The organism is Methylobacterium sp. WL18 (assembly GCF_008040015.1).
Lineage (GTDB): Bacteria > Pseudomonadota > Alphaproteobacteria > Rhizobiales > Beijerinckiaceae > Methylobacterium > Methylobacterium mesophilicum.
Genome location: NZ_VRVD01000102.1, coordinates 1 through 10,921, shown reverse-complemented (window position 1 = coordinate 10,921; position 10,921 = coordinate 1). Strand labels below are relative to the sequence as shown.

Genomic DNA, 10,921 nt, shown 5'->3' with positions numbered 1-10,921 from the left:
GGCCAGGAGGTCGCGCCAGCCCTGGAGGTCGCCGGGCCAAGCCGGGGCCTGGACGGCGGCCCCGAGCCGGACCAGAGCCTCGGCCTTGCGGGTCTGCTCCGCGAAGTAGCGCCACTCCGGCATCACGATCAGTCGGCCGCCGACCCGGGCGACCTCGTGGACCGTGTTGTCGCCCGCGGACGCGATGACGATGTCGGCGGCCGCGAGATAGTCGGTGACGGAGGGCACCCAGCCCAGCTCGCGCAGGTTGGCGAAATCGGTCTCGTGGCCCTCCCGGTGGGTCGGCCCGAGGGTCAGCCACAGGGCGTCTGGCTCGGCCCGCGCCGCCACGGTGAGCGGCGCGTAAGGCGTGCCGCTGCCGCCGCCGCCGGTCACGGCGACGACGATCTCGCGCTGCGGATCGAGGCCGAGCTTCGCCCGCGCCTCGGCCCGGTCGGGGACCCGGTCGAGGCTGGTGCAGAGGCCGCCGCTGTAGAAGGTCTTTGTGCGCAGCGACGCCGGATAGTCGGCCTGCTCCAGCCGCGCGTCGAACGGCGCCAGCATCCCGACGCAGGCCTCGTAGGCGCCGACATGGCCGATATCGGAGCGGTCGCCGTGCATCCGGATCTGCACCGCCGGCACGCTGGCGATCCGGGCGAGCAGCGCGATCTCGGCCGAGACGTCGACCACGAACAGGCCGACCGCGCGGTCGTCCAGATGGTCGAGGATGGCCCGCATGGTCCGGCGCATCGGGGCGAGCCCCAGGGGCACGCAATGCATCACCTGCGGGGTCGGCTCGGCGTAGAGGCGCGCGGTCGGCACGGCGGCGCCGATCATGTCCGGCAGGGCCACGATCTCGATGTCGCGCGAAAAACCGTCGAACAGGTGCGGGCCGGCGGTCAACACCGAGACCGGCCGGTCGCGGGCGAACTCGGCGGCGACCGCCATGGTGCGGTTGGCGTGGCCCCGGCCCTGGTGATGGACGAAGAACGCGATCGGCTTCTTCATGGTCTGCTTCACGAGAACAGGGCGCCGGGCCGAAGGGAGGCGGCGACCTCCGGTACGGTGGGCATGCGGATCAGGCGGATCGCCGGGGCGGCCTCGTCCCAGTCGATCAGCCCGGCGGCGCGGAACTGGCCGAGCCAGTAGGTCATGCACCAGCGCCCATGGCGGGCGCGGAAGCGCGCCGCGTTGGCCAGGATCGGCGCGAAATGCTGCAGCGGCGGCACGTGGACCGGGTGGTGCTGGTGGTAGGCCCGGGCCCCCGCGACCCAGTCGGTCGGCAGCCCGGTGGCGGCGAGGCGGGCGGCGAAATCGGTCTCTTCGCCGCCGTAGCCGCAGAAACCCTCGTCCATGCCGCCGACCGCACGCCAGGCCTGGGCCGGCAGGGCGAAGGACAGCCCCCAGAGCTGGCCGGGATCGGGCTCCCGGCGCAGCCCCGTCTCCGGCACCGGCGGCCGTGCCGGGTGGGGGCGGCCGAGGCTGTCGAGGGCTGCGTCGTCGAGATCGGACGCGTCCAGCGCCGGCCCGGCTTCCGGCGGCAGGTACAGAACCTCGCCGAGGAGCAGCCCCCCGGCGCCGGAGGCGGCCGCCGCGTAGGCGCCGACCAGGCCGGAGGCCGGGATGCAATCCACGTCGAGGAAGACCAGCAGGTCGCCGGCGGCGGCCTCGGCGGCGCGGTTGCGCGCGGCGGCGAGCGGCATCGGCTCGCCCGGCACGTGGAGATGGCGCACCGAGCAGCCGGGATCGGGCAGGAAGGGCGCCGGCTCGGGCTGCATCCAGGCGATCACCAGTTCGCGCGGGGGCACCGTCTGCCGGGCGAGGCCGCGCATCAGGTTGCGCAGGCATCCGGCCCGGCCGCGGACCAGGGTGAGCACGCTCGGCGCGGGCGCCGATAAGCGCACCTCAGGTAGCCGAATGTCAGGAAGCATGGGCCAGCATCCGGCGGAAATGCGCCACGCCCTCGATGATGCCGCGGGCATGCGAGGCCCGGGCGACGTAGGAGTGCTGCAGCGCGGCGTTGCTGGCGAGGTCGTCGGAATAGTTCGCCACGATGATCGCCTGTACCCGGAGGCGCAGCATCTCGATGTCGTTGCCCGAATCCCCGGCCACGAACACCGCCCGCTCCGGCAGGCCGTAGAGCGCGCGGACATGGTCCACCGCGGTACCCTTCGAGGCCGCCGCCGGCAGGATATCGAGGTAGCGGTCGTGGCTGTGGATCACCCGGGCGTCGAGACCGGACTCGGCGAGATGCGCTCCGACCCGGCGGGCGGCGGCATCGTCTCCGAAATAGCTCAGCTTGTACGGCCGCTGCTCCAGGGGGCCCTGCGGCAAGAGCCCCGGGATGCCGACAAGTGCCGCGCGCAAAGCCTCCCGGTCCCAGTCCGCCGCGATGGTCTCGCGCCAGTCGGCGTCGGCCGTGTAGGTCACGCCGTTGGCGTCGAGGTGGTAGATCTCGGAGCCGACCGACGTGATCATCACCTGCGGCCGCGGGCTCGCCTGCTGCTCCAGGATCGCCATGGCGCTGTGGAACGAGCGGCCGGTGGCGACCCCGAAGGCCAGGCCCGCCTGCTGGCTGCGCCAATGCCTGAAGATGCCGAGCGCCGCCTCGCAGCCGACCAAGGTGTTGTCGATATCGCAGACCAGCATTTGCGCCGGCGTCCGCAGGGGCGGCTCGGGGGCGAGCAGGGCCCGCAGCAGGACATGGTAGCGCGCGGCGTGCCGGTCCCAATCGTAGGCTGCCGCGGCCCGGGCCCCACCCGCGACGTAGCGGGCGCGCAGGGCCGGATCGGACAGGATGCGCAGGCTGGCTTGCGCGATGGCCGTTGGGTCACGGGGATCGACCAGCAGGCCGTTGCCGCAGGTCTCCACGATGTCGTTGGGGCCGCCGCTGTCGGTGGCGACCAGCGGCAGGCCGGCGGCCGACGCCTCCAGCAGGGTCAGGCCGAACGGCTCGTTGAGCGCCGGGTTGACGAAGATGCCGCCGCGCGCCCGCGCATAGGCGTAGATCGCCGGGACATCGTCGGGCCTGTGCGTCTTGGGGTAGGCCACGCGGCCGTAGAGGTCGTAGCGGTCGATCAGCACCAGCAGGTCGCGCATGGTGGCGGCCATGTCGCCGTCGAGGGCGTCGATGTCGCCGCGGGTGCCGGCCACGATCACGAGGTTGGCCCGGGCCTGCAGCTCCGGGCTCTCGCCATAGGCCTCGACCAGGGCCGCCAGGTTCTTGCGCGCCACCGGCCGGGCCAGGGCCAGCAACGGCGGCTTGGTGGGATCGTCCAGGAAGCGGTCGATCAGGGCATCGACCCGCGAATGCGGCTCGGCGGCGGCGAAGCGCGCCAGGTCGCTGCCCGGCGGCACGACGCGGACGCGGCCGGGATTGTAGGATTCGTAGCCGGCATACTGGACCTCGGCCTCGTCCCTGGAGGAGGCGATGACCAGGGTGGCCTGGGCGAGGGCCGCCTCCTCTGTAGCGATCCGGCGGGCGAGGTCGGGGGCGCCTGCTGCGTCTCCTCCCAGCATCGCTGCCTTGACCCGCCCGAGGGAGTGGGCGGTGAACACGAACGGGATCCCGAGCCGCGCCTCTACGATCGCCGCCACCGCGGCGGCGTCGGCATAGTGGGCGTGGATCACGTCGGGCGCGCGTTCCTGGGCGCCGATCCAGGCGACGAGGCTCTCGGCGAAGCTCGCGACCTCCTCGTGCATCGCCTCCTTGGACCGGTAGCCCGGAGCCGCGCTCGGGAGCCGCACCAGCTTGACCTTGTCGGAGATCCGCTCTTCGGGCACGGCGTAATCCGGGCCAAGCGATCCGTGGAAAAGGCGGGTCGCCACCACGATCTCGGCGACGCCGAAATCCTGCGCCGAGGCGGCGACGAGATCCAGCAGGTAGCGGATGTGGCCGCCGGTATCGGCGGTCAGGCCGTAGACGACATCGCGCCCGCGCAGGCAGCCCTGCAGGGCGACGTGCAGGACGAACATCAGACGTTTGCTGACGCTGTCGGCTGCTTTTGCGACCTTAACTTATGTGAAGAGGGCGTCGTGATCCGTGTTGCCCAAGTCGCGCCGAACATTTTTCCCGTTCCCCCAAACCATCACGGCGGCACCGAGCGGGTTGTGCACGATCTTAGCACGGCGCTGCGAAGCTTGGGCGCGGAAATAACGTTATTTGCCCCCTCGGACAGTGCGACAGACTTGCCCCGGGTCGGCGATTACCCGAGCCTTGCGGCCCTGGAACAGCGCCACGGCCGGGTCGCGCCCGGGGTTCCGGCGGCGCTGGACGCCCTCCAATTGGAGGCGCTGCGGCTGCGGCTGCACGAGTTCGACATCGTGCATTGCCATGGCGAGTTCGCCCACGCGGCGCTGCTCGGTGCGGCCCGCGGGCGCAGCTTGACCACGGTGCATTGGCGGGTGGACGAGCTTGACCGGGCTCTGTTCTTCGCCGGCTTCCCAGATCTGCCGGTGGCGGCGATCTCGGCCGCGCAGGAGGCCGGCATCCCGGCCTCCAACCGGGCCGGGATCGTGCATCACGGCATCGACCGGGACCGCTACGCCTTCCAGGCCGAGCCGGAGGCGCATGTCGCCTTCGTGGGACGGATGACCGACCAGAAGCGCCCGGACACCGCGATCCGCGTCGCCCGGGCGGCCGGGATGCCGATCCGGCTGGGCGGCACCATCGATGTCGGCAACCCCGGCTATTTCGACCGCCAGGTCCGCCCGCTGCTCGGGCCCGACGCGACCTATCTCGGGCCGGTCGACGACGCCCGGAAGGGCTCGCTCCTGGGTAGTGCCCGGGCGCTGCTGTTCCCGATCGACTGGCCCGAGCCGTTCGGGCTGGTGATGATCGAGGCGATGGCCTGCGGCACCCCGGTGGTAGCCTGGAACCGGGGATCGGTCCCGGAGATCGTCGAAGACGGCGTAACGGGTTTCATCGTCGAGTCCGAGGCGCAGGCTTCGAAGGCTATTCGAAGAGTCGGCAGCCTGGACCGCGCATTAATTCGAAGAACATTCGAGACGCGGTTCACCGCCGAGCGCATGGCGCGCGATTACCTCGCACTCTACCATCGCCTGCTCGCCCGCTGATGCGCACGGCGCTCCTGGCCTGGGACTACCCGCCGTCGCCCAGCGGACTCTCCACGGCGGCCCGGGAGATCGCCGAGAGCCTCGCCGAGGCGGGCGCCGACGTGACGGTCTTCACGCTGGACCGGATCGGCCGGGAGCGGGTCGGCGGCGTCACTGTCATCGGTATTTCGCTACCACCGGGCAGCTCGCTGGCGCGGCTGCGCCTTTGGGGCACGGTCGGTCATCTCGCGGCGCCGCTGGCCTTCCGCCGGGCGGTGCTGGCGGAGCATGCCCGGGCGGCGTTCGATGTGGTCGAGGCGACGAACTGGTACGCCCCGGCCGTGCTGCTCGCCGCCCGCCGGGACCTACCTCTGGTGACCCGCAGCTCGACGCCCGCCGCCTTCACCCGCAACGGGAATCCCAACCTGCGCGACCGCCTCGACGGTGCCGCCGCCGACCGCCTGGAGCGCCGCCAGGCCCAGGGCAGCGCCGGGCTGATCGCCAACACGCAGGCGCATGCCGAGGTGATCGCCCGGGCCTACGGGCTGTCGGGCCGCCGACCGGAGGCGGTGATCGGCCTCAGCCTGCCGCCGGAGATCGCCGCCGCCCAGGCGGCGCCTTACCCGGCAGCCGGGACGGGGCCGGTGCGTCTGCTGTTCGTCGGCCGGGCCGAGGCGCGCAAAGGCTTCGACGCCCTGCTCGACGCGATGGTGATCCTGGCTGCAGAGCAGGTGCGCGGCGAACTTCCGTCCTTCTCGCTCGACTTGGTCGGGGTGCCCCCCGGCGACATGCCGGCGGACCTGTCGGAGGCCGCCAGGAGCCGCATCCGGGCTCGCGGCAGGATCGACGCACAAGGCCTGGCCGAGGCCTATGCGGGCGCGCACGTCGTCCTGGCGCCCTCGCGCTACGAAAGCTTCGGCCTCGTCTACCAGGAGGCCCTGGCCTATGGCCGGCCGGTCGTGGCCTGCGCCGAGGATGCGAGCGCCCGGGCCTTCGTCGGCGTCCCCGAGGCGGGACCGTTGGCGAAGGCGGCGACCGGCCCCGCCATAGCCGAAGCCCTGCGCCCGCTCCTGCGTGATCCCGCTTTGCGCTCGGCCTACCGCATCCGGGCCTTAGCGGCGGCGGGCCGGTTCGACCGGGCGAGCCTCGGGCGCGAAACCTTGGACCTCTACCGGCGGGCGATCGATCAGGCGCGGTAGGGTCGCAGCAGCGCCTCCAGCTCCTCCGGCCGCCCGCGCCCCGGATCCAGGGCCTCGTAGTGCTGGGAGCGTGCCCGGACATGCGCGCCGGTGAGCGCATGGTCGATCGCGCCGTGGAGCGCGATGAAGCTCCGGGGCCAGCGGCCGGAAAGCGCTGGCCGCTCGTGCACGCGGCCGGCATAGCGCGTCCCGGCCCGGTTCAGCCGGTACTGCACGTCCGGATAGACATCCGACAGGATGCCGTCGATGCGGTTGCGCCGGGGAAGTCCGACCGAGATGACGTCGCCGGCCTCGGCGAGCGCCGCCAGCGCGGGGAGATGCATTCCGGTCGCAGGATCGAGGGCCTCGTCGGCGTCGAGCTGCAGCATCCAGGCGTTGCGGGCGAGGTCCTGCAGCGCGTTGCGCTGGGCGGCAAAATCGCCCGCGAGGGGGCGCGCCGCCAGACGCACCGAGCCGTGCGCGAAGCCTGAAACCGCGACGGCGAGGGCCGGGGCAGCCGGCGCATCGAGCAGGATCGCGACATCCGCCGTCCAAGTACCTTGCGCCGGCAGCGCCGCCAGCACGGAATCCCGCTCGGCCGGGCGGCAGATCACCCCGAGCGAGACCGGGCGCCACTCCGCGCCGTCGAGGTCGTACAGGGCGCCTTGCGCGGCGCGCGTGCTGTGCGGCTGAAGCAGGGCGATGCGATCAGCGGGAGCGAGGGGGCGGATCCCGCGGCCGAGCCGGGTCGCGGCGCTGCGCAGGGTGTAGATGTCGAGGCCGTAGCCCGCCTCCGGGTCGGGAACGAAGACGGGCGCGGCGAGCCGTCCGGCGAGGTCCCGCCAGCATTGGTCGGGGTCCGCATCCGGCTCGATCAGGACGCCGCAGGAGTCACACCCGATCGCGAACAGCCGTCGGCGCCCGCCCGGGAAATCGAGGCTCCGCGCGTTCGGCGCCAGCATGTCGGCGGCGCAGACGAAGCAGCGGCGGAGGGGGGTCACAGCCCGTTCCGGTTTGTCGCGGCGCCCTGGCGACGCGGAGCCGGCGCCATACCTTGGCTGTTCCTCGCGACCCAGCCACCCATGTCCATCGCCATCGACTTCTTCCGCCCGGAGCGCGCCGACCCGCGCGCCTCCCTCGCCATCGTCGGAAACGCTCCCGGGATCGGCCCGGTGGCGCGCGCGATCGACGCGGCCCGCCATGTGGTGCGCTTCAACAACGCCCCGGGCTTCGGCGGCCGCACAGGCTCGCGCGTCACGCATCTGGCCCTGGTCAATCGCGGCGGGCAGATGCGCGAATGGCTGGCCGATCCCGGCTTTCTGGACCGTCCGGTGGTCCGAGAAGCAGAGGCGTTCATCCTGCCGTTCCCGATGCTGCCCGTGGAAGCGAACGCGCCCGAGCCGATCTGCTGGACCCGGCAGGCGCTGGCGCTGCTGCGCCCCCTCGGCAAGCCAGTCCATCTCCTGCCCGAGACACTGCACGACGAGGCGAGGCGCCGGCTCGCGCCTGGTACCAACGGTTCCCCGAACCCAAGCACCGGCTTCCTGGTGAGCCTCGCGCTGCTGCGCGACCGCCCGGCGGATGCCGGCCCGGTGAACATCCACGGCTTCGGCTTCGCAGGATGGCCCGGCCATCCCTGGGCGGCCGAGCGGGCCTGGTTCTCCGAGGCCGCAGCGGCCGGGCGCCTGCGCCTGCATCCACCCGAGGTGACGGACGCATCATGACCACGCTGATCACCGTCCTGAAGAGCGGCGGTCGCTACGACGCGACTTGGGTCGAGCGCCTGGCCCGGGGCGTGCGCCGCCACGCGCCTGCCTTCGACCGGTTCCTCTGCCTGACGGACTTGCCGCTGAATGTGGCCGGGGTCGAGCGAGTACCGCTGCGGCACGACTGGCCGACCTGGTGGGGCAAGATGGAAGCGTTCCGCCCGGGCCTTACGGAGGGCACGACCCTGCTGTGCGACCTCGATACCGTCCTCACCGGACCGGCCGACGCCCTGGCCGAGCCCGGCTTCGCAGCCATGGAAGATTATTTCCACCACGGCCGGCTCTCCAGCGCCCTGCTCCGCTGGGAGGGGGACGACCTCGCCGGCCTCTACGCGACCTTCACGGCCGATTCCGCACGCTGGATGGCGGCCGGCTCCTGCGGCTCGGTTCCGAACGCGGTGCATGGGGACCAAGTCGTGATCGATCACCTGCTCCGCCGAGACGGCCGCTATCCGGATTTCTTTCAGCGGATCCATCCGGGCCTTTTGGATTTCTATGATCCCCGTCGCGAGGCTCATGGTCCAGTCGTGATCTTCATCGGCGCTTCGAAGCCGGATACGATTTCTGGTCCTGTTCACCAGGCTTGGACACGCATTTGAAACACTATGAATGCCAAACTACCTAAATCTGATAAATAAAAGATCTTATAGATAAATAATAACTGAGCTTTTTAATTCAAAGTATTTATATTTTATGCGTTTTAATCGATCTTCCTCAGGCAAGTAGCCAATTTTACGGTGCCAGCAAATCTGCGTTTACCGCGTTGATGGCACCACACCGAAAAACCCAAAGAATATGTCGCGTACGAGGAAGGCGGGTCCGTCCTGTGCGCGAACCACGCATCAGAATTGACCATATGCGCGGAATGCGCAATCTACTCGCCAGGCGAGGTCGGCATTGCCGACCGGACTATAAAAATTCGCGTGCATCACGCAGGGAGGAAACGAGCATGCAGATCCCGATCAAGCGGGCGATCGAGCGTGTCCCGGGCGGCATGATGGTCGTGCCCCTGCTCATCGGCGCGTTGATCGCCACGTTCTTTCCGGGAACCCCGAAGTATTTTGGTTCTTTCACGGGAGCGCTATTCTCGGGTGCGCTGACGATCCTGGCCGTGTTCTATGTTTGCATGGGTGCAAGCATAGATTTTCGCGCCACCCCTTACATCGTCAAGAAAGGCGGCACCCTTCTCCTCGTGAAGATCGGGATCGCCTTGATCCTGGGGCTGATCTTCGGACGGGTTCTCGGTGAGGCGCCGGTTGCCGCGGGAATGTTCGCGGGGCTGTCCACCCTGGCCATCGTCGCGAGCATGAACGACACGAATGGCGGTCTCTACATGGCGCTGATGGGCCAATATGGGCGCCCGCGCGATGTCGGGGCCTACACGGTCATGTCGCTCGAGAGCGGACCCTTTCTGACGATGGTAACGCTGGGCGTCGCCGGCCTCTCGGCGTTTCCCTGGCAGACGCTGGTCGGCGCGGTTCTCCCGCTCCTCGTCGGCATGATCATCGGAAACCTGGACCGCGAGATGCGCGCATTCCTGAGCCGCGCGATCCCGGTGATGATCCCGTTCTTCGCCTTCGCCCTCGGGGCGGGCCTCGATCTGAGCAAAGTGTGGCAGGCCGGCCTGCTGGGCTTGGCGATGGGGGTCGCGGTCGTGGTCCTCACCGGCATCCCGCTGTTCCTCGCCGATCGCCTGACAGGCGGGACAGGTGTTGCGGGCGTCGCTGCCGCGTCGACGGCCGGCAATGCCGCGGCCGTGCCCGCGATCGTTGCCGCGGCCAATCCGGCCTACGCGGATGCCGCCGGTCCTGCGACGATCCTGGTCGCGGCCTGCGTCGTCGTCACGGCGATCCTGGTCCCGATCGTCACCGCCTGGACGGCGCGAGTCGTCGGCCGCGGCGGAGACGAGCTGGAAGCGCTCGATGGAGAGCCCGTTGGTCCCGCGCCGGTCAGCCGCGCCTGAAATGGGCGCGCGCTGGCTCATCCTCGCCGACGATCTGACGGGCGCCGCCGACTGCGCGATCGCGTTCCGGCGGCGCGGAAGCGCCGCGGCCGTGATGTGGGGTGATGCGGCGCCGGACGATCAGCTTCCGATCCTGTCGTATGATGCCGACAGCCGTGGTCTCTCCGCAAAGGCCGCAGCCGGGCGCCATGCTGCTCTGCTGGAGCGACTGCACAGCGTGGATCGACGCCTGTTCAAGAAGATCGACTCGACGATGCGGGGGCAGCCCGCTGCCGAAAGCGCCGCAACGTTGGCGCATCTGCGTACCCGATACGGTCAACAAGCCTTCGGTGTGCTGGCACCGGCTTTCCCCGCGACAGGCCGGACTACGGTGAATGGCCGGATGCGGGTCGGCGGCCGTCCGTTAGAGGAGGCGGAGGTCTGGCGGCGCGATCATACCTATGCCAGCGCCGACCTCGGCGCGATGCTGGCGACTGCCGGGATCCGGGCCGGAACGATCACACTGCCGGTAGTGCGAGGTGGCCGTCTCGCCGACATGCTGGCGGAGGCTGCCGCCGGTCCTGACGAAATCGTCGTCTGCGATGCCGAAACCGACGACGACCTGCACCGTATCGCCGAGGCAGGACTGGCTGCGACGCCGTCTGCCTGCTTCATCGGCAGTGCCGGGCTGGCGCACGCACTCGCGGCTACCGGGCCGAAGGCTGCACGCGAGCCGGTCCGGATCACACCGGACGGGCGCGGCACGCTCCTCGTGGTCGGTTCGCTCGCCGAAATCTCGCGCGCCGGTGCCAGGCGTCTCGTCGCCGACGGCTGCGTCGCGCACCTGCCGGTCTCCCCAGAGACGTTGCTGGCCCGGGAAGGCCAGGGGTCTCTGGCGACGCAGCTCGCGGAGTGGCTGACAGCCGGCCAGGATGTCTTGGTCGAGATCATGCTCGGCGGCGAACCCGACATGAGTATCGGGCCGCGGCTCGCGCGTGCGC

10 protein-coding genes are annotated in these 10,921 nt (G+C 70.5%); 6 read left to right on the top strand and 4 right to left on the bottom strand.

Annotation, left to right across the window (positions count from 1 at the left end):
• The 3 genes from FV228_RS10650 to FV228_RS10640 form a co-directional block, all read right to left on the bottom strand.
• On the bottom strand, nucleotides 1-987 hold a 987-nt coding region (locus FV228_RS10650), incomplete at its 3' end, for a glycosyltransferase (RefSeq protein ID WP_147854598.1).
• Nucleotides 988-995: 8 nt separating this feature from the next.
• Nucleotides 996-1,910, bottom strand: a complete 915-nt coding sequence (locus FV228_RS10645; protein ID WP_187277697.1) for a galactosyltransferase-related protein — start codon at nucleotides 1,908-1,910, stop codon at nucleotides 996-998.
• A complete protein-coding gene (locus tag FV228_RS10640; protein WP_147854596.1) occupies nucleotides 1,900-3,954 on the bottom strand; it encodes an HAD-IIB family hydrolase in 2,055 nt (684 codons plus the stop codon). The genes FV228_RS10645 and FV228_RS10640 overlap by 11 nt, the downstream gene beginning before the upstream one ends.
• Before the next feature lie 60 nt (nucleotides 3,955-4,014).
• Between FV228_RS10640 and FV228_RS10635 the strand changes: the two genes are divergently transcribed.
• On the top strand, nucleotides 4,015-5,055 hold the full coding sequence (locus FV228_RS10635; RefSeq protein ID WP_147854595.1) for a glycosyltransferase family 4 protein: 1,041 nt from the start codon (nucleotides 4,015-4,017) through the stop codon (nucleotides 5,053-5,055).
• Nucleotides 5,055-6,233: a glycosyltransferase family 4 protein gene (locus FV228_RS10630; RefSeq protein WP_147854594.1), complete on the top strand. Its 1,179-nt coding sequence runs from the start codon at nucleotides 5,055-5,057 to the stop codon at nucleotides 6,231-6,233. Before FV228_RS10635 ends, FV228_RS10630 begins: the two co-directional genes overlap by 1 nt.
• Here the strand turns inward: FV228_RS10630 and FV228_RS10625 are convergent.
• Nucleotides 6,221-7,174, bottom strand: coding sequence for a hypothetical protein (locus FV228_RS10625; protein ID WP_147854600.1), 954 nt, complete (start codon nucleotides 7,172-7,174; stop codon nucleotides 6,221-6,223). The two genes, FV228_RS10630 and FV228_RS10625, sit on opposite strands and share 13 nt — an antisense overlap.
• A gap of 120 nt (nucleotides 7,175-7,294) precedes the next feature.
• Between FV228_RS10625 and FV228_RS10620 the strand changes: the two genes are divergently transcribed.
• The 4 genes from FV228_RS10620 to FV228_RS10605 form a co-directional block, all read left to right on the top strand.
• Nucleotides 7,295-7,936, top strand: a complete 642-nt coding sequence (locus FV228_RS10620; protein WP_147854593.1) for a hypothetical protein — start codon at nucleotides 7,295-7,297, stop codon at nucleotides 7,934-7,936.
• Complete coding sequence (locus tag FV228_RS10615; protein WP_147854592.1) at nucleotides 7,933-8,577, top strand: hypothetical protein; 645 nt, start codon at nucleotides 7,933-7,935, stop codon at nucleotides 8,575-8,577. Before FV228_RS10620 ends, FV228_RS10615 begins: the two co-directional genes overlap by 4 nt.
• Before the next feature lie 350 nt (nucleotides 8,578-8,927).
• Nucleotides 8,928-9,941, top strand: a complete 1,014-nt coding sequence (locus FV228_RS10610) for a 2-keto-3-deoxygluconate permease (protein WP_147854599.1) — start codon at nucleotides 8,928-8,930, stop codon at nucleotides 9,939-9,941.
• A 1-nt stretch (nucleotide 9,942) separates the two neighbouring features.
• The coding region (locus FV228_RS10605) for a four-carbon acid sugar kinase family protein (protein WP_246693880.1) at nucleotides 9,943-10,921 on the top strand (979 nt) is incomplete at its 3' end.

Bases quoted from the DNA above. Each gene is read 5' to 3' on its own strand.
- FV228_RS10625 (WP_147854600.1), bottom strand. From the start codon at position 7,174: ATGCTGGCGCCGAACGCGCGGAGCCTCGATTTCCCGGGCGGGCGCCGA.
- FV228_RS10630 (WP_147854594.1), top strand. From the start codon at position 5,055: ATGCGCACGGCGCTCCTGGCCTGGGACTACCCGCCGTCGCCCAGCGGA.
- FV228_RS10615 (WP_147854592.1), top strand. From the start codon at position 7,933: ATGACCACGCTGATCACCGTCCTGAAGAGCGGCGGTCGCTACGACGCG.
- FV228_RS10620 (WP_147854593.1), top strand. From the start codon at position 7,295: ATGTCCATCGCCATCGACTTCTTCCGCCCGGAGCGCGCCGACCCGCGC.
- FV228_RS10610 (WP_147854599.1), top strand. From the start codon at position 8,928: ATGCAGATCCCGATCAAGCGGGCGATCGAGCGTGTCCCGGGCGGCATG.
- FV228_RS10645 (WP_187277697.1), bottom strand. From the start codon at position 1,910: ATGCTTCCTGACATTCGGCTACCTGAGGTGCGCTTATCGGCGCCCGCG.
- FV228_RS10640 (WP_147854596.1), bottom strand. From the start codon at position 3,954: ATGTTCGTCCTGCACGTCGCCCTGCAGGGCTGCCTGCGCGGGCGCGAT.